Below are 23022 nucleotides of genomic sequence, written 5' to 3'. Positions count from 1 at the left end.
CCAGGCCTCCTGGGCCGGCGGCGGATCGGCGAGCGCGACGCGGTCGCTCGATTGCGGCCTGCTAGCTGACCCTGCGCATCTGCGCGACCCCGGAGCTTATCGCCGGCACCGCGAGATAGGTCAGGCGCTTGAATTCCTTGCGACCGCGCGAGGTGGAATCCAGGATCAACCCGCACACCATGCTGAGGAAGGACAGCAGCACCAGCGCGCTCGCCAGCACCGCGGTCGGCAGCCGCGGGACCAGCCCGGTGTGCAGGAACTGGAGGATGACCGACGTGCCGAGCAGCAGGCCCAGTGCCAGCATGACGGCACCGATGATCGAGAAGAACTGCAGCGGCCGCTCCTCCTTCACCAGCGTCACGATCGTGCGAAGGATGCGTATGCCGTCGCTGTAGGTGCGCAGCTTGGAGGCGGATCCGGCCGGGCGATCGCGGTAGGCGGTATTCAGTTCGTCCACCGGCATGCCCAGTTCGAGCGCATGGACCGTGAATTCGGTCTCGGTCTCGAAGCCCGAGGCGAGTGCGGGGAATGTCTTGACGAACCGTCGCGAGAACACGCGATAGCCCGACAGCATGTCGCTGACCCGGTTGCCGAAGATCTGCCGCACCATCCCGGTAAGGACGACGTTGCCGAGCCGGTGACCCGGCCGGTAGGCGGCCTTGATGTCGGTCACGCGGGCGCCGGTGACCATGTCGAGCTGGTCGTCGGCCAGCATGCGCACCATCTGGGCGGCGTCTGCGGCTTCGTAGGTGTCGTCGCCATCGACGAGTACGTAGGCATCCGCCTCGATGTCGGCGAACATCCGTCGCACGACGTTGCCCTTGCCCTGCATCCGCTCAAGGCGAACCACCGCACCGGCGGCGCGGGCCGCAGCAACGGTGCCGTCGCGCGAGTTGTTGTCGTACACGTAGATCGTCGCCTCGGGCAGACTGGCCCGGAAATCCCTGACCACCTTCGAGATCGTTACTTCCTCGTTGTAGCACGGGATCAAGACCGCGACCCGCATCATGCCAATCCGTTCATGGAAGTGATCCTACCGCAGTCGGTGCCCATCGAATTGACTGTCACTAGCATCATTATAGGGTATAACACAATCTTTGTAGCGCATCTATACAGGACGGGTCGGTTCTCGATTTGGGCTGTCGCGCCAGCGCCACGTTATCTTTCGGGCGTGTCTTTCCAGTTGCCTGATGGCGCGTGGCGACAGCCCTACTCCCGTGCCCATCGCCCGTGGCCGGCGAAATCCGCTTGGTCGGGTGCTGGCGTCGTGTATTACGATCGCCCGCCGCACAGGTACGGGCCCTGCGCCCGGAACGTTGTTATCCCGCTGACAAGCTTTCTAGCCTCCGGATGAAGACATGCGTTCCTCTGCACCGCTGCGTTCCATCGACAAACAGGTCTACGTGCGAGGCGGAAGCCGGGGTACATTTTCCGCCGCCGCCATCCTGCTGTGCATCGCGGCGGTCGCGGCAAGCCTTGCGCTGCCAGCCGGCTTTGCCGGCTGGGACGACCTTCACTACCTCGAGGCGGCGCAGCGCTGGCTGACCGAGGGCGTCCACGTCCCCGCCAACCACTGGGCAACCCGGCTGCCCTACGTCCTGACCCTTGCCGCCAGCCTTCGTCTCTTCGGGGTGTCCGACTTCGCGCTGACGGTTCCCAACACGATCCTGTTCGGCATCATGCTGCTGCTGCTCTGGCGCATCGCAGCGATGCTGCCGCGCAAACGGACCGCCTTCTGCAGCGGCCTGGTCGCCGCCGCCACGCCGCTCTTCTTCCGGATGCCTACCACCTACTACCCGGAGGTCATGGAGGTCGTGCTCGCAGCCGGCGCCACCGTCCTGACCCTGTCGGCGCTCGCGCCGGACCCGGGGCGTGATCCGGCGATGGCCGGCGCCCCCGCACGGCGGCCGGGTAGCAGTCGTACCATCTGGTTGCTGGCGGCCGGACTGTGCGGCGGGGTCGGCATCCTGGTACGGCAGACCGCCCTGTCCGTGCCGGTCGCCCTGAGCGTCCTGATCCTGCTCACGGATCGTGCCGCTGCGGGCAGGCTCGACTGGCGACGGTCGGGGCTGGGCGTGCTGCTGCTGGCGACCGGCTACGCGGTTCCGGTGGTGCTCGAATGCCTGTTCTACATGGTGATGACGGGGCATCCGCTGGAGCGGTTCGCCATCGACAGCCGCCACGTGCTGATCTGGAGCGCGCACATGCGCGGCAACACCTTCACCGGCGGTTCGCCCCTGTTCAACTGGAAGCTGGCGGCACGGTGGGACGTGCCGTCGCTGATCCGGGTGCACTGGACCATCAATCCGCTGCTTCGGGTGTTCGTGGCGCCAATCATGCTGCTGACCCCGTGGTTCTGCGTGGCCGGTGGCGTGCTGGCGGCCCGCATGGGCGGCTTCGCCCGGATCTACGCGATCTTCGCCGCCGTCGGCTTCATGGCGCAGTACGTCCTCAACACCTTTGTCCTCGTGATCGCCCCGGACACCCGCTACTTCAGCGTCGGTGTTGCCCTGGCCATACCACTGGCAGGATTGCTGCTCGCCTCCCTGCCGCGTGCCCGTTCGGTCGCCGTGGCCGCCCTGCTACTGGTGGCGCCTTGCCTGCTCGTGGTGCCCCTGGAGCCACTCCCCGCGCACATGATGCCCGGCTTGCAGCGCTTCCTTTCGTTTCACGATACGGCCCCGGGCCGGCCGCCAGATGACGGTGCGGTCTACGTCAGCCCCTACGTGATGGACGCGGCCACCATCCTGTTTGCCAACCAGCCCGACCTCGCCCGGCGCGCCGAGCGCTTCACCAGCCCCGATCAGATCCCGGTCGGCGCCCTCGCGGTCGTCGATGCCTTCGACTGGGAGGGCACGGATCTTCGGCAGAGATGCCCCGGGCAGGGACCGAAGTGGCAGACGGTCGATACCGCCACGCGGCCGAGCATCTACTGGAGGGTGCTGCAGGGAGCCGGGCTGGCACGCCATGTACCAGGTGCCGTCGCACGCCCGCTCGAGCGCGAAAAGGATCGACTGACGCTGGTCCGGCGCGCTTGTTGAGCTGGCAGGCCCGGTCGTGCCGGACAGGTCGGTGGACCACGGCGCTCACGCTTGCTCGCTTTCATGGCCGGTCCAGGATGCTCTACGCCTGATGGTTGACGCAGCAGGAAGGCCATCGCCATGACGGCACCGATCGTTCGTCGTGCCGGCTCGCCGGCAGATGCCGATGGTCCGGCCGTCATGGGCTCTGGGCTGCCACCGGACCGGGACGGCCGAAAATCCACGACGTCGCGATGGCTTCATGTCCTGGGCGGCCTGCTGCTGCTGGCGATCGGGGCGCTTCCCAGCCTGCTCATCGGCTTTCCGCTCGCCGAGAGCGGGGCCCGCGACCAGGACGTGGCGCTGCGCTGGCTCAGCGGCTTCAGCCGCGCGCTGGCGGATGGCGTGCTGTGGCCGCGCTGGCTGATCGACGACCAGTTCGGCTTCGGCAGCCCGGCCTTCTTCTTCTACCCGCCGCTGGCCTATCTGGTGGCCTCGATCCTGTCATTCCTGCCGGGCATGAACGCCGACATGGCGATCCGGCTGGGGATGGCCCTGTTCGCCGCAATCGGCTTTGGCCTGGCCTGGCGGCTGGTCCACCTGCTCGGCGGTGGGCGCCAGGCTCCCCTGCTGGCGGGCCTGTATGTCGCGACACCATGGCCCGCCTTCGTCGACCAGATCGCGCGCGGGGCATTCGCCGAATATGCGACCATCGCCGTGCTGCCGCTGGTCGGCATGGTCCTGCTCGTGCCGCCGGCTCGCACACCGATGCGGATCGTAGCCACCGGCGTCGCCTACGCGCTGCTGATCCTGACCCACCTTCCCGTGGCCGTGCTCGCGGCGGCCGTCGGGCTGCTGTATCTGCTGCTGACCCGTGATCCCGCCCGGATCGGATGCTTCCTGGCCGGGATGCTGCTGGCCGGTGCCCTGGCCGCTCCGCTCCTCATCCCGGCGATGACGATGCAGGGCCAGATCAGCGCGCGGTTCTGGAAGCTCGCCGGCGCCGGCGCGGCGTCGGAGCTCCTGTTCGGTGGCCACAACTACGGCCGCGCGATGACGGTCCTTAAATACGCCTGCTTCGCCGTCTTCTCGCTGACGCTGGTCATGCTGAAGCCGTGGCGCGCATCTGGCCGCACCCTGCCCGCGATCATGCTGGGGCTCTGCCTGCTCGGGACCACCATCCTGACATGGCCCGCCTGGAAGTACCTGCCGTTGCTCCCGCTGGTGCAGTTGCCAGTACGGCTGTTCGCCGTCATCCCGCTGTTCTGGATCGCGGCGCTGGCCGTGCAGGGCGGCATCGGACCTGGCTGGCGGCGCATCGTGGTGAACCTGCTGCCCGCGGCGATGACATTATTACTGACCAGCGGCGTCCTGGCGGCGTTCACGACCCACCGCGACATCGAATTCCACGTGCTGCCGAGCGACCAGCGCGTACAGTACGCGCTCCGGCAGCCACTGCTGAATGCACCGGAGTATCTTCCCGCCGGAGCCGACCGGGAGGGGCGGACGCGCATCGTGGTCGGCACTCCGATGCTAGACCGTTCCGGATGGCCGCAGGATCTCCCCAGGGTCATCGACGGCGCCGGATCCGTCATCGAGACGCGGACGGCGAACGGCTTCACGCTGCACGTCGACTGCCCGGCGCGCTGCCGGGTGCTGTCGCGACAGTTCTGGTTTCCGGGCTGGCGGGCGAGCGGCGGAAGCCTGCATGCGGATCCCGCGACCGGCCTGATCCTGATCGATCCGGACGTTGCGCACGGGGTCGTCACGGTGGTGCGGGTGCACACGTGGCAGGAACTGGCCGGCTTCGCCATGAGCCTGGCTGCAATCGTTGCCTGTGTCGTCATGACCGGCATCTCGCTGCACCCGCGTAGCCGGGTCGGCCAGCCTGATGCTGGTCCGCAACGGGTGGTTTGACCCCCGGACCATGGACGGGGCAGGACCGCCCGGTCCGCCCGAGTGTTGCAAGCCAGACATGGCAATCCCGACGCGCGCCGCGACCGGCCGGCGTTGGCTTGCGTCACGCGACGCACTGCGCCACTTGGTCCGCATGACCTCGCATCTCAGGCGCCTGGAGAACGAAAGCATCCTCATCCTGCGGGAGGTGGCAGCCGAGTTCCGCGCGCCGGTGATGCTGTATTCGATCGGCAAGGACAGCGCGGTGATGCTGCACCTGGCGATGAAGGCGTTCCATCCCGGCCGCCCGCCGTTCCCGCTGCTGCATGTCGACACCACCTGGAAGTTCCGGGAGATGATCGCCTTCCGCGACCAGACCGCGGCGAGGCTCGGCCTGACGCTGATCAGCCACACAAACGAGGATGGCCGCGCCCAGGGCATCAACCCGTTCGACCACGGCTCCTCGTACTACACCCACATCATGAAGACCGAGGCCCTGAAGCAGGCGCTGCGCCAGCACGGTTTCGACGCGGCGTTCGGAGGTGCGCGGCGCGACGAGGAGAAGAGCCGCGCCAAGGAACGGATCCTGAGCTTCCGTACTGCCGCCCATGGCTGGGATCCGAAGGACCAGCGGCCGGAGTTGTGGAACCTGTACAACACCCGCATCGCGGCGGGAGAGTCGATCCGCGCCTTTCCGCTGTCCAACTGGACCGAGCTCGATGTCTGGCAGTACATCCAGGCCGAGAACATCCCGATCGTGCCGCTCTATCTCGCGGCGCCGCGCCCGGTGGTGCATCGCGACAACATGCTGATCATGGTCGATGACGAGCGCATGCGGCTGCGCCCGGGCGAGATCCCGGAGACGCGCATGATCCGGTTCCGGACGCTGGGCTGCTATCCGCTGACCGGTGCGGTGGACAGCAACGCCACCACGATCGAGCAGATCGTCGAGGAGATGACGGTGTCGCGCACCTCCGAGCGCGAGGGCCGCGCCATCGACCATGACGAGGCCGGCTCGATGGAGAAGAAGAAGCGCGAGGGTTACTTCTGATGGATGGCTCGTCGCAGGCCGGCCCTATGCCGAAGCCACTCCCAGGCAACAGCGCGCTGTTGCGCTTCCTGACCTGCGGCAGCGTCGATGACGGAAAGTCCACCCTGATCGGCCGGCTGCTGTACGACACCAAGCGCATCCTGGCCGACCAGATGGTGGCGCTGGAAAAAGACAGCCGGCGCTTCGGCACCACCGGTCCCGACCTCGATCTCGCCCTGCTGGTGGACGGTCTGGAGGCGGAGCGCGAACAGGGCATCACCATCGATGTCGCCTATCGCTATTTCGCCACCGACCGCCGCTCCTTCATCGTCGCCGATACGCCGGGCCACGAGCAGTATACCCGCAACATGGCGACCGGGGCGTCGACCGCCGATCTCGCCATCCTGCTGGTCGATGCGCGGCACGGCATCATGACGCAGACCCGCCGGCACGCCTTCATCGCCAACCTGCTCGGCGTGCGGCACCTGGTGCTGGCGGTCAACAAGATCGACCTCGTCGGCTACGACCAGGCGCGGTTCGACCAGGTCGCCGCCTCGTTCGAGGAGATGGCGAGTGGATTCGGTTTCGCCAGCGTGCGGGCGATCCCGATCTCGGCGCGCTACGGCGACAACGTCACCGAAGCCAGCGAACAGCTTGCCTGGTACGGTGGCCCGACCCTGCTCGCGCATCTGGAGCAAGTCGACCTGGTCGATGCGAGTGCCGCGAGCGGGCAGCCGTTCCGCATGCCGGTGCAGTGGGTGAACCGGCCCGATCTGGATTTCCGCGGCTATTCCGGTACGGTTGCGAGCGGCTGTATCCGTCCCGGCGACCCGATCGTCGTGGCAGGCTCCGGGCGCGAAAGCCGGGTCGCGCGCATCGTCACCATGGATGGCGATCTGGCACGGGCCGGAGCCGGCGACGCGGTGACGCTGACGCTGGCGGACGAGCTCGACATCTCGCGCGGCGACGTGTTCGCGCAACCGGATGCGCGTCCGGAGGTGTCGGACCAGTTCGCCGCCCGCATCGTGTGGATGGACGATGCGCCGCTGCTGCCGGGTCGGTCGTATCTGCTGAAGCTTGGCACCCGCACCGTCACCGCCTCGGTCAGCACGCTCAAGCACAAGGTCGACATCAACACCTACGACCGGCTTGCGGCCAAGGAACTGCGTCTCAACGAGATCGGCACCTGCAACCTGTCGCTCGCGTCTCCGATCGCCTTCGACCCATACGAGCAGAGCCGCACGATGGGTGCGTTCATCCTGATCGACCGGCTGACCAACCGCACCGCCGGCGCCGGCATGATCAAGTTCGGGCTGCGCCGCGCCACCAACATCCATCGCCAGGCGACCTCGGTCAGCAAGCAGGCGCGCGCGGCGCAGAACCGCCAGAAGCCGTGCGTGCTGTGGTTCACCGGCCTGTCGGGCTCGGGCAAGTCGAGCATCTCCGACCTGGTCGAGCGTGCGCTGCATGCGCAGGGTCATCGCACGTACCTGCTCGACGGCGACAACATCCGGCATGGCCTGAGCCGTGATCTCGGCTTCAGCCAACCGAGCCGGGTGGAGAACATCCGCCGCGTCGGCGAGGTGACCAAGCTGTTCGTCGATGCCGGGCTGATCGTGCTGGCATCGTTCATCTCGCCGTTCCGGGCGGAGCGCCGCATGGTGCGCGACATGCTGGAGCCCGGCGAGTTCATCGAGGTGTTCGTCGATACGCCGCTGGAGATCTGCAAGGCGCGCGATCCGAAGGGGCTTTATCGCAAGGCGCTGGCCGGCGAGATCACCAACTTCACCGGCGTCGACAGCCCCTACGAGGCGCCGGAACAGCCGGAGCTGCTGCTCGAGGGTGGTGCGTTCGAGCCGGCTTCGCTGGCCGAGCGGGTGCTCGACCTGCTGCGCGTGCGCGGGGTCATCGGCAGCGAGTAGGCGGATGCGCTGGAAAGCCGGCCGCTCCCGTAGCCCGCTGCAGCAAGCGTGGACGCCTGCAGGATCGTTCTGCTGGTCCGCCGGCCGAGGTGCGACGCAACTCCCTGGGGTAGCGGTTCCCTGGAAGTGCGTGATCAATGCTTGCCTTCAGCCTTCTGCCTGAAGGCCGTCGCGTTATCGGATTGAGTTCGCATCCTCCAGACCGACGACAGTAGAACAGCCGACAGCCAGGGTTTTCCCGAGGGTATCGGCCGTCCCTGGTGACAGGAAACGGCCGTACCCCTGCACCCGCCCGAGATCGGGCGCGAACCCCTCCGTCCGGCTCCAGGCCAGCCGGCCGTTGATGATCGTGGCCCGCATGGCGGCGTCGTTGCGGTTCACCAGGCGATTTATCCCGAACCCCTGCATCGGGGCCTCGGACACGGCGTCGAGCTGTTCATCGAGACCGGTCGGGTCGACCACCGCGATGTCGGCGCGATCGCCTTCGCGCAGGGTGCCGGCATCGAGCCTGTACCAATCCGCAAGCTCACCGGTCAGGCGCCATACCGCCTGCTCCACCGACATGAACGGCCGGCCCGCGAGCGCCGCATCGCGCACGTAGCGCAACATCCGCAGTCCGAAATTATAGGCCGCGAGCGATCGCACGTGTGCGCCGGAATCGGTGAAGCCGATCTGCACCTGAGGGGAGCGGAGCAGCCTGTGCATGACCCACGTCCGGTGGTTGCCGAGGCAGGTGCGCCAGCGCAGCGCCTCCCGATGCTCGCCCACCAGGTCGAAGAACGCATCGACCGCGTCCTGCCCGCGTGCACGGCCGATGGCGGCGAAACTCAAGCCGACCATGCCGGGATCGGGACAGGACACCACGAATGCATCCGAAAGATCGCGATGCCACAAGCCACGGCTGAGTACGCCGCGCATCTCGCGCTTGAAGCGGCGGCGGAACTCCGGGCAGGCGGGATGGGCGTAGCGCGCATCGGCGTCGCGGATGTCGCGCAGGGTTTCGCCGGCGGAAAACTCCTCGAACACGCCCATTTCCAGGCCGTCGCAATACACCATGAACGGGACGGAGAGCATCTGCCAGCGGAAGTCGCCACGCAGCAGCCGGTTGGCCACGAAGCCCACCAGCCGGGTGCCGAGATGCATGGTGGGATGCGCCTTGAGATCGATCGCTGTGATCATCGTCGTGCGCAACGGCCGCGAGCGGCCCAGCCCGGCCGCCTGCCACAGGAACGCGAACAGGTTGATCTTGGTCACCGCGTTCGGCGCGCCCTGCATGATGGCGTCCCGCTCGCGAAGCACGCCGAACAGCCGAGCGAATTCGCTCCACCCGGCATGGCTGGACGGCAGCGGGCGCGACCACACCCGGTCGCCGTCCATCTTCTCGAGCCGGGTCGTCATCACCGACAGGCCGAGGAACCCGGCATCGAGCGCTTCGCCGAGCAGACGCTGCATGGCTTCGAGATCGACCCGCGAAGGTGCCGCACGGTCGGCGGCGCGCTCCAGCCCCATCACCGCGGCGCGCAGGTCCGAGTGCCCTACGAAGGCGCAGACATTCGGGCCGAGCGGCTGCGCATCGATCCAGGCGCGATAGCCGGCGGCATCGCTCCAGGTCTTTTTCCGTCGCAGCAGCTGCAGCACGCTGTCGCGCGGCAATGCCTCGACCCGGGTGAACAGGTCCGCACAATCCTCCGGGTCGGCATTGACCATGGAGATCGAGCAGGAACCGAGACACACGGTCGTCACGCCGTGCCGGATGCTCTCGCCGAGCGACGGCTCCGCCATGATCTCGGCATCGTAATGGGTGTGGATGTCGAGGAAGCCGGGCGTCACCCAGCAGCCGGCGGCGTCGATCAGTCGTGCGCCGATGCGGGGAAGGTTGTCGGCGACCTGCGCCACCCGTCCGTCGCGCAGGCCGACATCGACATATCTGCCCGGGGCGCCCGTACCGTCGAAGACGAGACCGTCGTGAATAACGGTGTCGAAAGGTGTCTGCTGCAGCATGGGCTTCTTCCGACGCAACTCGTGACCGTCCGCCCCGCCAGGCGTGGTCACGCCGCTCGACATCGGGCGGCCACAAAACGATCTGGTATCGTAACCGTCTTGTAGCCGGTCCAGGCGCTGGAAGCTATCGCGGTTCGGCCGCTGGAGTTTCCCGGCGCCACGCGCAGCTATGGCGAGGCCGGGCGCCCCACGCGCGTATCCAGCCGCTCGTCATCGATGCCGAGCGGTTCCAGGTGCGCGGTCACCTCGACGGTGCCGGCCAGGATCGCCACCACCGCGGCCTCGGTGATATCGCCGATCTCGTGGCCGCGCTCGACGCTGAGATCGCCATCCACCTCGAGATGATATTCGACGAAGGTGCGGTCGCCGGCGAACCGGGTACGCAGGTCGTGAATGCTGCGGGCACCCTTGCAGGCCAGTACCGCCTGGCGGATGCGCTGGCGTTCCTCGCCCGGCAGCTCCCGATCGAGCAGTTGCAGCAGCGCCTCGTTGGCGATACCGCGCGCGCTCCACAGCATGCCGCCCGAGATGACGAGGGCGAAGGCGGGGTCGACGCGGGTCCAGCCGGTCAGCCGTGTCACCACCAGCGCCAGCAGCACCGCTGCATTCACCGCGACGTCGGTCAGGTAGTGCGCGCGGTCGGCGGCGATCGCGGTCGAGCCGGTGCGCCGGATCACCCAGCTCTGCATCGCCACCAGGCCGGTGGCGGCGGCCAAGCTGAAGGCGATCACCCACAGCCCGATGCCGAGATCGTGCAGCCGCTCCGGGAACACCAGCCGCTGCACCGACTGGATCGCCAGCACCAGCGCGGCTCCGGCCAGGAAGGTCGCCTGGGTGAAGCCTGCCACAGCCTCGCCCTTGCCGTGGCCGAACCGGTGGTCGCGGTCGGGCGGGCGCTCGGCGTAGCGGACACCAAAGAACGTCACCAGGCTGGCGCTGGTGTCCACCAGAGCGTCGACCGCCGACGTGAGCAGGGCGACCGAGCCGGTGGCGAGCCAGGCCAGCAGCTTGATCGCCACCAGCACGATGGCCACGGCCAGGCTGGCCTGGCTGGCGAACCGCCTCAGCGACGCGCCGCTATGATCCTGCTTCGACATCGCCCCGCTTCTACGTCCCCACTTCGGCACCACACCCGGCTTGTACAGCCTGCCGGCCGCAACGATGTGCGGCCCGGCGTATGCGGTCAATCGCGGCTTCTATCCGGCGGCGTGCGATGCCGAGGCGGCAGCGACGGTCGCCGGGAGGTGACGGGAAGAGCTGGCATGGAGCATCAGCAGCCCGAACAGGACTGCGGCGATCCCCGCCCACTGGTGCAGCGCGACCTGCTCCTTGATGAGCAGCCGGGCCAGCAGCACGGTCACCACGCTGGCAAGCGAGGCGAGCACGGTAGGCACCGCGACATCGCCGCCGGTCACCGCGAGGGTCAGGGCGACGAACGCGCCGGAGGCGGCGAGGCCGGTGCCGAGCACGACCGGCAGCTGGCCAAGCCGCGGCGGCGACAGGTCGCGGCGCATCAGGCCGCCGACGCTGCCGAGCAGCGCGCATCCGAGCACGTAGTAGAGCCAGACCGGGACCAGGTGGCCAAGCCGCGGCACCGCGTAGTGCGCCTGCACGCAGAAGCCGATGCCGTAGAGCACGGCGGCGACGCTCGCCAGGCCGATCCCGCGCGGGACCCCAGCAGGGCTCGCCTGCACCTGGCCGGCACCCGAAGCGGGCGGCACCGACGCCAGGGCGGCGCCCAGCACTGCCACCGCGATGCCGCCGAGGGCGACCAGCCCGAGCGGCTCGCCGAGCAGCATCGACAGCAGCGCGGTGATCGCCCCGTAGGTGGCGACGATCGGCATCACCACCGAGAACCGGCCGATGGTGAGGGCGCGATAGAACACCGCCGTGGCGGCGAGGATCGTCAGGTTGGAGCCTACCGCGAACGCCCAGGCCGACCAGGGTTGCGCGAAGGCGGCGCGGGCGGCGCCGTTGCCGGACGCATCGAGAGCGATCCACAAGGTCAGAAGCGACGCCGAGCATAGCTCACCCCAGAACAGCGTACGCCAGACTCCCACCTCGCGGCTGGAGAACTTCGCCACGAAGTCGCTGACGCCATAGAGCAGGGCCGTGAGCAGGCCGAATTCGATTGCCGGGTCCATCTACTGGCAGGTGCCCTCGCAAATGCTGCTTTGCAACACAAAGCTGCATCCGAAGCGGTATCTTCAACCCAGCCCTGCCCCTGTCGCGGCTCTCGGCCCCGATCGCGGCTCGCGCGGTTTCAGGGTCGGCGCTCGATCTCCACCCCGACGGCGGCGATCTCGTCGAACACGTCGAGCTTCTCCACCCGCACCCGCACCACCCGGATGCGGCTGTCGGCCAGCACGCCGGCGGCGATGCGTTCCGCCAACGTCTCCACCAGCCGCACGTGCCCCTCGGCGAGGATCCGGCGCACCAGCGTCACCACCCGCTCGTAGGAGACCGTGCGCGACAAGTCATCGCGGCCGACAACGAGGCCGGGCTGGTCGTCGATGCCGAAATCGATGTTGAGGCGCACCCGCTGGGTCACGCCATGCTCGTGCGGATGCACGCCGATCGTCGCCTCGACCAGCATGTCGCGCAGGAACACGCGCCGCAGCGGCGGCAGGTCGGGCCAGGGCGGCAGCAGCGACACCGTCCTATTCCTCCGGCGCGGCGCGGCCGGCGGGCGCCGGGTGCCATTGCAGATGCTGGCCGCCATCGAGGGCCAGCATCTGGCCGGTCACCGACGGCAGGCACAGCAGGGCGATGGCGGCACGCGCAACCTCGTCCGGATCGGTGCCGCGGCCGAGCGGCACGCTCTCGCACTGCGCCCGGAACTGCGCCTCGCTCTGGCGCGGGCTCGGCAGGGCGGGACCCGGGCCGATGCCGTTGACACGGATGCGCGGCGCCAGCGCCAGGGCCATGGATTGCGTCAGTGCCCACAGCGCCGCCTTGGAGGCGGTATAGGAGACGAAGTGCGGGGTGAGCGACCAGACCCGCTCGTCCAGCATGTTGAGCACCACGCCGTGGCACCCCTCCGGCAAGGCGCGGGCGAAATCCTGCATCAGCCGGAACGGCGCGCGCAGGTTGGGGCCGAGATGTGCGTCCCAGCTCTGAAGTGTGGCGTCGTGCCATTCGTCGCGCTCGAACGTACTGGCATTGTTGACCAGGATGCCGAGCGGTCCGAGGGCGGCGGCGGCGGCCGGGCACAACGCCGCCACCGCGTCCTCATCCGCGAGATCGGCGGCCAGCACGCAGGCCTCGACCCCGTGGGCGCGGATCTCGCCGGCAGTGCGCTCGGCATCGTCGCGGTGCGAACGGCAGTGCAGCGCCACCGCGACGCCTGCCTCCGCCAGGGCCAGCGCGATCGCCCGCCCGAGCCGGGCGCCGCCGCCGGTGACCAGGGCGGCGCGCGGGATCGAGGTCGGGATCCGCAGGATCATGACGCGCGGCGCGCCATCAGGGCCGCCGCCAGGGTGCCATCATCGAGCACGTCGAGCGCGCCGCCCATCGGCACCCCCTGCCCGACCCGGCTGATGGTGGCGCCCGATGGCGCCAGCCGCTCGCTGAGCCAGTGCTGGGTGGTCGCCCCCTCGACGGTGGCGCCGAGCGCGAGGATCACCTCGCGCACGCCACCCGCTTCCAGCCGCGCCAGCAGCGGCGACAGGTTGAGGTCCTCCGGCCCGATGCCGCCCAGCGGCGACAGCGTGCCGCCGAGCACGTGATACAGGCCGCGATGCACGCCGGCGCGCTCCAGCGCCCAGAGGTCGCCGACGCCCTCGACCACGCAGATCAGCCCCTGGTCGCGGTTCGGATCGCTGCAGACCGTGCACGGATCGCGGCTGTCCAGGTTGCCGCAACGGGCGCAGGTGCGCACCGTGCGGGCCGCCTGCTCCATCGCATTGGCCAGTGGCAGCAGGCGCGCCTGCGGCTGGCGCAGCAACCCCAGCGCCGCGCGACGCGCCGAACGCGGACCCAGCCCCGGCAGCTTGCCGAGCAGCTCGATCAGGCGCTCGATCTCCGGACCGCCCATGTGGCGCCTGCGTCAGCCGGAACCGGTCCGCCTCAGAACGGCAGCTTCATGCCGGGCGGCAGGTTCAGCCCGCCGGTGACCTTCTGCATCTCGTCGGCGGTGCGCTCCTCGAGATGACGCTTCGCCTCGGCATGCGCCGCGACGATCAGGTCCTGCAGCATCTCCATCTCGGCGGGATCGGCGAGCTTGGGGTCGAGGCTGATGCGACGCAGGTCGCCCTTGCCGGAGAGCGTGATGGTCACCAGCCCGGCGCCGGCGCTGCCCTGGACCTCCAGGGTCTCGAGCTTGCCCTGCATCTCCTCCATCTTGGCCTGCATCTGCGAGGCCTGCTTCATCAGCCCGGCAAGGTTCTTCATCAGTCGTTCTCCGGTATGTCGTCTGGCTCGAAGGTGAACTCGCCCGGTCCGGGAGGTTCCGCGCCGAGCGGGGTGAAATCGGCCTGCGCATCATCCAGCAGGGCGGGCGTCTCGGGCAGCAGGCCGTACTCGTCCAGCCTGGTGTCGCGCAACGCCCCGATGCGTGCGCCCGGGAAGGCATCGAGGATCGCCTGCACCAGCGGATGCGACTCGGCGGCGGTGCGGCCCTTCGCCTCGACCTCGCCAGACTGCTCCGCCAGGGTCGGCTCGCCACGCTCGCGAGAGATCGCGATGGTCCAGCGTGTTCCGGTGCCCTGCAGCAGGATAGCGCCAAGCCGCTGGGTGAGGTCGCGCGGCGCTTCAGGCTCGCAGCGGATCTCGATCACCGGGGCGGCAAAGCGCACCAGATGCACGCAATGCCGCAGATGGCCGTGCAGGCTCGGCTCGCGCCGGGTGGCGACGTAGGCCACCACCTCGCGCCAGCTCCTGAGCGACGGTGCGGGGTCCGGGTCCGGGGTGGGTGGAAGGTCCGCGGCCGGCGCGGGGACAGGCTGGCTCAACGCGTGCGCCGACATCGCGCCGGCCGAGGGACCACCCGGCAACCTGAGCACGCCACCGCCCGGCTCGGCGGCCGGTGGCGGACGCACGGGATCGGGCACGACGGGCGAAGCTGCTGGACCTGCCTCGTTCAGCCGACGCACCAGTTCGCCAGGGGTCGGCATGTCGTGCACGTGGCACAGCCGGATCAGCACCATGTCCGCCGCGTCCTGGCGATTGGGCGCCTGCTCGATCTCGGCCACGCCTTTGAGCAGCATCTGCCAGGCGCGCCCGAGCACCGCCATGCCGAGCCGGTCGGCCAGCGCCACGCCGCGCACCCGCTCCACCTCAGGCAGCTCGCGGCTCTCGCGCAGCGCCGGCAGCGCCTTCAGGCGGGACAGCGTGTGCAGCAGCTCCAGCAGGTCGGACAGCACCAGGCCCGGATCGGCGCCACGCTGGTAGGCGGTCTCGCTAAGGCTCAGCGCCGTTGCGGTGTGGCCCGCCATCACCGCCTCGAGCAGGTCGAAAACCAGCCCGCGATCGGCCTGGCCGAGCATGTCGGCGACCATCGCGCCGTCGATCATGGACGGGCCGTCCCCGCCTGCCCCGGCACCCCCGCCGCCTTCCCCGAGCGAGATCGCCTGGTCGAGCAGGGACAGCCCGTCGCGCACCGAACCATCGGCGGCGCGTGCGATGATCGCCAGCGCGTCGGTGTCGATGCTCGCACCCTCGCGCCCGGCGATGCGGCCGAAGTGGGTCGCCAGTTCGCTCTGCGACACCCGGCGCAGGTCGTAGCGCTGGCAGCGCGACAGCACCGTCACCGGCACCCGGCGCAGCTCGGTGGTGGCGAAGATGAATGTCACCTGCGCCGGCGGTTCCTCCAGCGTCTTGAGCAGCGCGTTGAACGCGTTGCGCGAGAGCATGTGGACCTCGTCGATGATGAACACCTTCATCCGCGCCTGGATCGGCCGGTAACGGGTCACCTCGATGATCTCGCGTATGTCGTCGACGCCGGTATGGGAGGCGGCATCCATCTCCAGCACGTCGGGGTGCCGGTCGGCGAGGATGGCGACGCAGTTGGCGCACACCCCGCACGGGTCGGCGGTCGGACCGCCGTTGCCGTCCGGTCCGATGCAGTTCAGGGCGCGCGCGATGATGCGGGCGGTGGTGGTCTTGCCGGTGCCGCGCACGCCGGTGAGCATGAAGCCGTGTGCCACCCGCCCGAGCTCGAACGCGCGGCGCAGGATCCGCACCATCGCGTCCTGGCCGATCAGCTCATCGAACTTGACCGGGCGATAGGCACGCGCCAGCACGCGATACGGAGCCGGTGCGACGGCGACCGGGGGCTCGGGGTCGCCGAACAATCCAGCACCGGCGGGCTCCGGATCGGGCAGGGTATCGGATTTGTGCAGGTCGGGATCTGACACCAAGAGCGACCTGATCCGGATCCTGTGCGTTGGACTGCCGCGTCCCGGATCCTTCTCAGGCCGGGTCCGGGCAAGGTGGGAGGCCGAACAACGACCCGTGCGGAAACTCGCTGCGGCTGCTTCCTTCCGGACCTGACCGGGTTGGCAAGGCGCTCGTCCGCCGCCGACCTCCCGGGTGCATCTTAACATGTGATGGGGGTTCGGTCACAAGTGGCTCCCGACCGGAATTGATCCCGACCAGATTGCGAGGCCGCATGCACGCCAACTTCTACACCGGCAACCCGCTGGACCGGCTCGCCCTGCGGCGCGACGACGAGCCCTACATCAACGCGCTGCTGCACGATCCGGCCAGCCGCTTCCTGCCGGTCTGGCGTGACCAGCACCTGGTCGGCGGGGACGATGTCCTGCGCGTCGGCATGCCGACGCGCGAGGCGCTCGGGCAGAGCATCGAGGCGCTGGACCGGCTGCCCTGGGTGCTGCTCGGCCTGCAGGAAGCCGGCGCGGTATTCGCGGTCGATTTCGGCGGCCTTGAGCAGCCGGGCGACATGGTGCCGGCGAAACTGGGCCGGTTCGAGCCGCTGCGACCGCTGGCGCCGTCGCTGCCCGCCGAGGAGGCGGCCATCCTGGCGCAGGCGCGTGGCCTGCTGCACTGGCGGCGCAACCACCTGTTCTGCGGCCATTGCGGGCATGCGACGGTCCCCGAGCAGGGCGGCTACCGCCTCGCCTGCCCGCAATGCAGCCTGCAGCATTTCCCGCGCACCGATCCAGTGGTGATCATGCTGGTGCACCACCAGGGCCGCGCCCTGCTCGCCCGCGGCGCTCGTTTCCCCGGGCGGCGGCTGTTCTCGGCGCTGGCCGGCTTCATCGAGCCCGGCGAGAGCGCCGAGGAGGCGGTGGCGCGCGAGGTGTTCGAGGAGACCGGCGTTCGCCTGCGCGGCATCGAGTATCATTCGAGCCAGCCCTGGCCGTACCCGAACTCGCTGATGCTGGGCTTCCTGGCAGAGGCCGAGGGGACCGAGCTTGCCCTGGACGAGAACGAGATCGTCGAGGCGCATTGGCTCACCCCGGACGAGGTCAGGCACCCCGAGCGGCTGGATATCGAACTGCCCGGCGCCACCGCGATCGCGCATAGCCTGGTCGCCGCGTGGCTGGACCGGGTGTCTCGCGGTGAGTGACGCGTCCCGGGATCCGGGGCCGGTGGTAGCCCCCGTCCCCGGAGGGGCCGAATGGCGGCGCGGGCGGTTCGTCATGCGTGTCGTGGCGCTCCGCGACGATGTGCTGCGGGTGCGGATCGGACGCAGCCGGGCATTGCCGGAGGACGCGTCCTGGGCGGTGCTGCCGGAGGCGCGCCTGCACTCCGTGCCCGTCACGCCGGAGCCGGGCGGCTTCTCCACGAAAGCCGTGCGGGTGCGGATCGATGCCTTCACCGGCACGCTCAGGGTCACCGACCTGCAGGGACGGCCCATCGTCGAGGACGCTGCCGACGCGCCGTTCTCGGAGAACGATGGCGCCTTCACCCTGACCAAGGCGCTGCCGGAGGGGATGCACATCTTCGGGCTCGGCGAGAAGGCCGGCGCGCTCGACCGGCGCGGCCGCAGCTTCGTCATGTGGAACACCGACGCCTACCGCTACCAGGAGAGCACCGAGCCCCTCTACAAGGACATCCCGTTCTTCATCGGGTTCGAACGGGGCCATGCATATGGCCTGTTCCTGGACAACACCTTCCGTACCCGCTTCGAGTTCGGCGTCCGCCACCCCGAGCAGCTATCGTTCGGCGCGGATGGCGGTGCGATCGACTACTACATCATGGCCGGCCCGACGCCCAAGGACGTGCAGCGCGCCTATGCCTGGCTGACCGGACCGCCGCCGCTGCCGCCGCTGTGGTCGTTCGGCTACCAGCAGAGCCGGTTCAGCTACATGTCGCAGGCGGAAGCGCTTGCGGTGGCGCATCGCATGCGCGCCGAGCGCATGCCGTGCGACGTGATCTGGTTCGATATCGACGTGCTGCAGAACCACCGCGCCTTCGTGGTGAACGAGACGGCGTATCCGGACTTCCCCGGCCTGGTCGAGGAACTCGGCCGCCTCGGGTTCCGCGCCATCGTCATCACCGACCTGCATGTCGAGCGGCTGGCAGGCTACGCGCCGTGGGAGACCGGTGTCGCCGGCAATCATTTCGTGCACGACGCGAACGGCGGCATCTACATCGGCAAGGTCTGGCCCGGCGACTGCGCCTTTCCGGACTTCACCCGCAAGGCCACCCGCGACTGGTGGGGCACGCTGCTGCGCCACGAGGTGCTGGTGGATCATGTCGCCGGCATCTGGAACGACATGAACGAGCCGTCGGTGTTCGGCACGCCGACGCGCACCATGCCGCTCGACAACGTCCACCGCATCGAGGAGCCGGGCTTTGCGACACGCAACGCCAGCCATCGCGAGATCCACAACGTGTTCGGCATGCAGAACGCACGCGCGACCCATGACGGCATGCTCGCCCTGCGCCCGGACCGGCGCCCCTACGTGATGTCGCGCGCCACCTATGCCGGCGGGCAGCGCACCAGCGTGGTGTGGACCGGGGATAATTCCGGCACCTGGAACCATCTGCGCATGAGCACGCCGATGCTGCTCGGCCTCGGGCTCGGCGGCTTCGCCTTCGCGGGCTGCGATCTCGGCGGTTTCGCAGGCTCGTCGCCGCCCGACCTGCTGACGCGCTGGCTGCAGCTCGGCATGTTCAACCCGATCGCGCGCGGCCATGCCGACAAGGGCAGCCGGCATCGCGAGCCCTATTTCGATGGCGAGCCGCATGGCACGATCCGTCGCGCCGCCATCGACGAGCGCTACCGGCTGCTGCCGTACATCTACACGCTGGCGGAGGAGGCCTCGCGCAGCGGCCTGCCGATGATGCGTCCGCTGTTCATGGAATTTCCGGATGCGGCCGGCGGCTACGCGCTCGACCTCGAAGGCGGCAACCAGTTCATGTGGGGCAGCGCCCTGCTGGTGGCGCCGGCGCCCTACCCGGAGGAGGTCGACCGCTACCAGGTGATCCTGCCGCTGGGAGACTGGTACGACTACTGGACCGGCGCACGCATCGTAAATCCGGAACCGGCGACGCTGACCGGTGGCAGCGGCACGACGGCGCAGGCCGGCGACGATCCCGAACTGATGCCGCACGGCATCGACCGCACCCCGCGGCTCGACCTGCTGCCGGTCTTCGTACGCGCGGGCAGCATCATCGCGCGCCAGCCCCTGGTGCAGAGCACGAGCGAGACGCCGCAGGGACCCCTGGAACTCGCGATCTATCCAGGGCCCGACTGCCACGGCTCGGTATATCTCGATGACGGGGTGAGCTTCGGATATCGGCACGGCGAATATTTCCGGGCCGGGCATCGCTGCTCCCACGCCGTCGATGGCAGCTTCACGGTGCGGCTCGGTCGGCACGAAGGCTCGTTCCGGCCCTGGTGGTCGCATCTCGAACTGGCGATCCACGACGCCGATGCGCCAAAGAGTCCCGTCACGCTCGACGGCGCCGATGTGCCGGACGTTCGTTACGATGCCGTGACACGCGTCCTGCGCATCGGGATCGCCGACCGTCCGGCCGGCGGATCGCTGGTGCTGCCGCCACACGCGGTCCGCCAAGCCGGCTGAGCCGGCCGGCGCCGCTTCAGGCCGCCTTCGAGTAGATCGCGAGCTGCGTGACGGCGGCGTGCAGCAGCGGCGCCTGCACGCCCACTTTCTGCCCACGCTCCAGCAGGTCACCCAGGATCTGGTCGGCCTCCACGGCGGCGCCCTTCTGCAGATCGCGGTACATCGACGAGGTCTGGATCTCGCCTTGCCGGGTGAGCATGCCGCGCGCGCCCTGCAGCAGCGCCGGCTTCGGAGCGTGGCCTAGCGCGGTCACGATCGCGGCGACCTCGTCCAGGAACCGGTCGATCACCTCGCGGCCGCCGGCCTGCAGGATCTCGCCGACCGAGCCGCGCATCAGGCAGCAGATGCCCCCCAGCGTGGCCAGCACCAGCCACTTGTCCCACATCTCCTGCTCGATCGCAGGCGACAGCCGGGCATCGAACCCGGCGCCCCGCATCGTTGCATCCAGCCGCTCGATACGGTCCGACCGGGTGCCGTCGCGCTCGCCATAGGCCACCTCGTGCGTCGGCGTCATCTGCACGATGCGCCCTTCGCCATCGAGATCGCCGGCGATCTTGCACAGGCCGCCAAGCACCGGCTGTTCGCCGAACCGCGCCACCAGGGCGTCGACATGGCGCATCCCGTTCAGCAGCGGCACGATCATGGTGTGCGGGCCGACCGCCGGCGCCAGATCCGCGACCGCCGCGTCGAAGCCGAAGCTCTTCACCGCCAGCAGCACGACATCGAACGGTGCGTCCAGATCGGAGGCGAGCACCAGCTTCGGCTGCAGCGTCACGTCGCCATGCGGACTGACGATCCGCAATCCGCCAGCCTGCAGCTGCGCCGCGCGCACGGGACGCACCAGGAAGGTGACGTCCCGCCCCGAATGCGCGAGCCGGCCGCCGAAATATCCGCCGGTGGAACCAGCGCCGACGACCAGAACCCGCATGGACTGCTCCCTGAAGCGGTGTCAGGCGGCAGTCTGCAGCCGCTTCGCCTCCCGGCGCCAGTGGTGCAGCGTCTCCTCGGTGTAGCCGTTCGCCTGCGTGGCGCCCTTGAACACCAGGTCGGAAGCCGCCTTGAAGGCCGGACCGTCGAAGGCCGGCGCCATCGGTCGATAGAGCGCATCGCCCTCGTTCTGGCGGTCGACCACCCCCGCCATCCGGCGCAGCGACGCCTGCACCTGCCCGGCATCGACCAGCCCGTGCGTCAGCCAGTTGGCGATGTGCTGGCTGGAGATGCGCAGGGTGGCGCGGTCCTCCATCAGCCCGACATCGTCCATGTCCGGCACCTTCGAGCAGCCGACGCCCTGATCGACCCAGCGCACCACGTAGCCCAGGATCGACTGCACGTTGTTGTCGAGCTCCTGGGCGATCGCCGCCGCATCGGGCCGGTCGTTGCCTAGCAGCGGCTCGGTCAGCAGCGTCGCCAGCGGGGCCGGCGCATCGTGCGCCAGCGCATCCTGCCGCGCCGCCACCTCGACCTCGTGATAGTGCAGCGCATGCAGGGTGGCCGCCGTCGGCGACGGCACCCAGGCGGTGCTGGCGCCGGCCTTCGGATGTCCCGACTTGGTGGCCAGCATCTCGGCCATGCGATCCGGCGCCGCCCACATGCCCTTGCCGATCTGAGCCTTGCCGCGCAGCCCGCAGGCCAGCCCGATGGCGACATTGCGCTGCTCGTAGGCACCGATCCACGGCGTGCTCTTGATGGCGGCCTTGCGCACCACCGGACCGGCCTGCATGGCGGTATGGATCTCGTCGCCGGTACGATCGAGGAAGCCGGTATTGATGAACACCACCCGGTTGCGCGCGCGCGCGATGCAGGCGGCGAGGTTGGCGCTGGTGCGGCGCTCCTCGTCCATGATGCCCATCTTGATCGTGTCCGGCGCCAGACCCAGCAGCCGCTCGACGCCGGCGAACAACGCATCGGTGAGCGCCACCTCGTCGGGACCGTGCATCTTCGGCTTCACGATATAGACCGAGCCCTTGCGGCTGTTGCGCGTGCGACCCTCGGCCCTGAGGTCGTGCAGCGCGCACAGGCTGGTCACCGCGGCATCGAGAAAGCCTTCCGGCGTCGGCTGGCCGTCCGGTCCGAGCACCGCATCGGTGAACATGTGGTGGCCGACGTTGCGTATCAGCATCAGGCTGCGGCCGGGCAGCGTGAGGCTGCCGCCATCGGGCGTGGCGTAGCGTCGGTCCTCGGCGAGCCGGCGCTGCAGCGTCTCGCCGGCCTTCTCGAACGACGCCGACAGCGTGCCCTGCATCAGGCCGAGCCAGTTGCGATAGACCAGCACCTTGTCCTCGGCATCGACCGCGGCGACGCTGTCCTCGCAATCGATGATGGTGCTGATCGCCGCCTCGAGAACGACATCCGCCAGACCGGACGGACTGTTGCGGCCGATCGGATGCGCGCGGTCGAGCAGCAGCTCGACATGCAGCCCGTGATGACGCAGCAGCACCGCGCGCGGCTCGCCGGCGGAACCGTCATATCCGGCGAACTGCGCCGGGTCGGCCAGCTCGGTGCCGGTGCCGTCGGCCAGTTGCACGGAGAGTTTCCCACCCTCCACGGCGTAGCGCGCGACATCGCCGTAGGTGCCGTTGGCCAGCGGCGCGATCTGGTCCAGCAGCAGCCCGGCGCGACGCACCACCTCGGCGGCGCGCTCCTTGTTGAAGCCACGCCCACGCGCCCACGGACCGTCCTCGGCGACTGCGTCGGTGCCGTACAGCGCATCGTACAGGCTGCCCCAGCGCGCGTTCGCGGCGTTCAGCGCGTAGCGTGCGTTGGTGACCGGAACCACCAGCTGCGGCCCGGCCAGCAGCGCGATCTCGTCGTCCACGTTGGCGGTCTCGACGCTGAACGGCGAAGGCTCTTCGACCAGGTAGCCGATGCGGCGCAGCAGGGCAATCTCACCCTCCGGATCGGGTGCCTCGCCGGCCCGTGCCGCATGATAACGGTCGAGTTCCGCCTGCAGCGCATCGCGCCTCGCCAGCAGTTCGTGCAGGCGCGGCGACAGCTCGGCGAGCAGGCCGGCATAGCCGCTCCAGAAGGCGTCCGGAGCGATCCCGGTGCCGGCCAGCGCCTCGTCGGCCACGAAGGCGGCGAGCCCGGACGCGATCGACAGGCCAGCCTGCCGGGTGCGCCCATCCTGACTGGTCGGCATCGTCGGTTCGGTCATC

General features: G+C 69.2%; 17 protein-coding genes and 1 other RNA gene. 6 read left to right on the top strand and 12 right to left on the bottom strand.

What is annotated here, in order from left to right; genetic code table 11:
• Positions 1–61: 61 nt before the first annotated feature.
• Positions 62–1009: a glycosyltransferase family 2 protein gene (locus FE263_RS06230; RefSeq protein WP_138325109.1), complete on the bottom strand. Its 948-nt coding sequence runs from the start codon at positions 1007–1009 to the stop codon at positions 62–64.
• Between the two features lie 349 nt (positions 1010–1358).
• Between FE263_RS06230 and FE263_RS06225 the strand changes: the two genes are divergently transcribed.
• The 4 genes from FE263_RS06225 to cysN all read left to right on the top strand — a co-directional run bounded on the left by FE263_RS06225 (position 1359) and on the right by cysN (position 7868).
• Positions 1359–3041 (top strand): ArnT family glycosyltransferase, encoded by a 1683-nt coding sequence (locus tag FE263_RS06225; RefSeq protein WP_138325108.1) that lies wholly within the window; start codon positions 1359–1361, stop codon positions 3039–3041.
• A 120-nt stretch (positions 3042–3161) separates the two neighbouring features.
• Positions 3162–4937, top strand: a complete 1776-nt coding sequence (locus tag FE263_RS06220) for a hypothetical protein (RefSeq protein WP_138325107.1) — start codon at positions 3162–3164, stop codon at positions 4935–4937.
• Between the two features lie 58 nt (positions 4938–4995).
• Complete coding sequence (gene cysD / locus FE263_RS06215; protein WP_171033978.1) at positions 4996–5967, top strand: sulfate adenylyltransferase subunit CysD; 972 nt, start codon at positions 4996–4998, stop codon at positions 5965–5967.
• A gap of 26 nt (positions 5968–5993) precedes the next feature.
• A complete protein-coding gene (cysN, locus tag FE263_RS06210) occupies positions 5994–7868 on the top strand; it encodes a sulfate adenylyltransferase subunit CysN (RefSeq protein ID WP_240759105.1) in 1875 nt (624 codons plus the stop codon).
• A 174-nt stretch (positions 7869–8042) separates the two neighbouring features.
• Here cysN and FE263_RS06205 read toward each other — a convergent pair whose 3' ends face one another.
• The 9 genes from FE263_RS06205 to ffs all read right to left on the bottom strand — a co-directional run bounded on the left by FE263_RS06205 (position 8043) and on the right by ffs (position 16398).
• Positions 8043–9869 (bottom strand): N-acyl-D-amino-acid deacylase family protein, encoded by a 1827-nt coding sequence (locus tag FE263_RS06205; protein WP_138325105.1) that lies wholly within the window; start codon positions 9867–9869, stop codon positions 8043–8045.
• A 167-nt stretch (positions 9870–10036) separates the two neighbouring features.
• The gene (locus FE263_RS06200) at positions 10037–11056 is read right to left on the bottom strand and encodes a cation diffusion facilitator family transporter (RefSeq protein ID WP_240759103.1); all 1020 of its coding nucleotides are present in this window, start codon (positions 11054–11056) and stop codon (positions 10037–10039) included.
• Between the two features lie 9 nt (positions 11057–11065).
• Entirely contained in the window at positions 11066–12013 is a 948-nt protein-coding gene (locus tag FE263_RS06195) for a DMT family transporter (protein ID WP_138325104.1), read from the bottom strand.
• 119 nt (positions 12014–12132) lie between these two features.
• Complete coding sequence (locus FE263_RS06190) at positions 12133–12525, bottom strand: dihydroneopterin aldolase (RefSeq protein WP_138325103.1); 393 nt, start codon at positions 12523–12525, stop codon at positions 12133–12135.
• Positions 12526–12529: 4 nt separating this feature from the next.
• Positions 12530–13315 (bottom strand): SDR family oxidoreductase, encoded by a 786-nt coding sequence (locus tag FE263_RS06185; protein WP_138325102.1) that lies wholly within the window; start codon positions 13313–13315, stop codon positions 12530–12532.
• Positions 13312–13905 (bottom strand): recombination mediator RecR, encoded by a 594-nt coding sequence (gene recR / locus FE263_RS06180; protein ID WP_138325101.1) that lies wholly within the window; start codon positions 13903–13905, stop codon positions 13312–13314. The genes FE263_RS06185 and recR overlap by 4 nt, the downstream gene beginning before the upstream one ends.
• 32 nt (positions 13906–13937) lie before the next feature.
• Positions 13938–14261, bottom strand: coding sequence for a YbaB/EbfC family nucleoid-associated protein (locus tag FE263_RS06175; RefSeq protein ID WP_138325100.1), 324 nt, complete (start codon positions 14259–14261; stop codon positions 13938–13940).
• Complete coding sequence (locus FE263_RS06170; protein WP_240759095.1) at positions 14261–16225, bottom strand: DNA polymerase III subunit gamma/tau; 1965 nt, start codon at positions 16223–16225, stop codon at positions 14261–14263. Before FE263_RS06170 ends, FE263_RS06175 begins: the two co-directional genes overlap by 1 nt.
• Before the next feature lie 74 nt (positions 16226–16299).
• Positions 16300–16398, bottom strand: an RNA gene (ffs, locus tag FE263_RS06165) — signal recognition particle sRNA small type.
• 81 nt (positions 16399–16479) lie between these two features.
• Between ffs and nudC the strand changes: the two genes are divergently transcribed.
• Positions 16480–17400 (top strand): NAD(+) diphosphatase, encoded by a 921-nt coding sequence (gene nudC, locus FE263_RS06160; protein WP_138325098.1) that lies wholly within the window; start codon positions 16480–16482, stop codon positions 17398–17400.
• Positions 17401–17422: 22 nt separating this feature from the next.
• Positions 17423–19867: a glycoside hydrolase family 31 protein gene (locus tag FE263_RS06155; protein WP_138325097.1), complete on the top strand. Its 2445-nt coding sequence runs from the start codon at positions 17423–17425 to the stop codon at positions 19865–19867.
• A gap of 16 nt (positions 19868–19883) precedes the next feature.
• Here FE263_RS06155 and panE read toward each other — a convergent pair whose 3' ends face one another.
• Together panE and FE263_RS06145 are read right to left on the bottom strand one after the other, a co-directional pair.
• Positions 19884–20795, bottom strand: a complete 912-nt coding sequence (panE, locus tag FE263_RS06150; protein WP_138325096.1) for a 2-dehydropantoate 2-reductase — start codon at positions 20793–20795, stop codon at positions 19884–19886.
• A 21-nt stretch (positions 20796–20816) separates the two neighbouring features.
• On the bottom strand, positions 20817–23021 hold the full coding sequence (locus FE263_RS06145; protein ID WP_240759088.1) for a malate synthase G: 2205 nt from the start codon (positions 23019–23021) through the stop codon (positions 20817–20819).
• Position 23022: the final 1 nt, after the last annotated feature.

The organism is Lichenicoccus roseus, from assembly GCF_005844085.1.
Taxonomy (GTDB): domain Bacteria; phylum Pseudomonadota; class Alphaproteobacteria; order Acetobacterales; family Acetobacteraceae; genus Lichenicoccus; species Lichenicoccus roseus.
This window is presented reverse-complemented; position numbering and strand designations above follow the sequence as displayed.

What these genes read in the sequence shown, in the direction of transcription:
- FE263_RS06230 (WP_138325109.1), bottom strand. Translation starts at nt 1,009, where the DNA reads ATGATGCGGGTCGCGGTCTTGATCCCGTGCTACAACGAGGAAGTAACG.
- panE (WP_138325096.1), bottom strand. Translation starts at nt 20,795, where the DNA reads ATGCGGGTTCTGGTCGTCGGCGCTGGTTCCACCGGCGGATATTTCGGC.
- FE263_RS06185 (WP_138325102.1), bottom strand. Translation starts at nt 13,315, where the DNA reads ATGATCCTGCGGATCCCGACCTCGATCCCGCGCGCCGCCCTGGTCACC.
- nudC (WP_138325098.1), top strand. Translation starts at nt 16,480, where the DNA reads ATGCACGCCAACTTCTACACCGGCAACCCGCTGGACCGGCTCGCCCTG.
- cysN (WP_240759105.1), top strand. Translation starts at nt 5,994, where the DNA reads ATGCCGAAGCCACTCCCAGGCAACAGCGCGCTGTTGCGCTTCCTGACC.
- FE263_RS06205 (WP_138325105.1), bottom strand. Translation starts at nt 9,869, where the DNA reads ATGCTGCAGCAGACACCTTTCGACACCGTTATTCACGACGGTCTCGTC.
- FE263_RS06220 (WP_138325107.1), top strand. Translation starts at nt 3,162, where the DNA reads ATGACGGCACCGATCGTTCGTCGTGCCGGCTCGCCGGCAGATGCCGAT.
- FE263_RS06225 (WP_138325108.1), top strand. Translation starts at nt 1,359, where the DNA reads ATGCGTTCCTCTGCACCGCTGCGTTCCATCGACAAACAGGTCTACGTG.
- FE263_RS06175 (WP_138325100.1), bottom strand. Translation starts at nt 14,261, where the DNA reads ATGAAGAACCTTGCCGGGCTGATGAAGCAGGCCTCGCAGATGCAGGCC.
- FE263_RS06145 (WP_240759088.1), bottom strand. Translation starts at nt 23,021, where the DNA reads ATGACCGAACCGACGATGCCGACCAGTCAGGATGGGCGCACCCGGCAG.
- cysD (WP_171033978.1), top strand. Translation starts at nt 4,996, where the DNA reads ATGGCAATCCCGACGCGCGCCGCGACCGGCCGGCGTTGGCTTGCGTCA.
- FE263_RS06195 (WP_138325104.1), bottom strand. Translation starts at nt 12,013, where the DNA reads ATGGACCCGGCAATCGAATTCGGCCTGCTCACGGCCCTGCTCTATGGC.
- recR (WP_138325101.1), bottom strand. Translation starts at nt 13,905, where the DNA reads ATGGGCGGTCCGGAGATCGAGCGCCTGATCGAGCTGCTCGGCAAGCTG.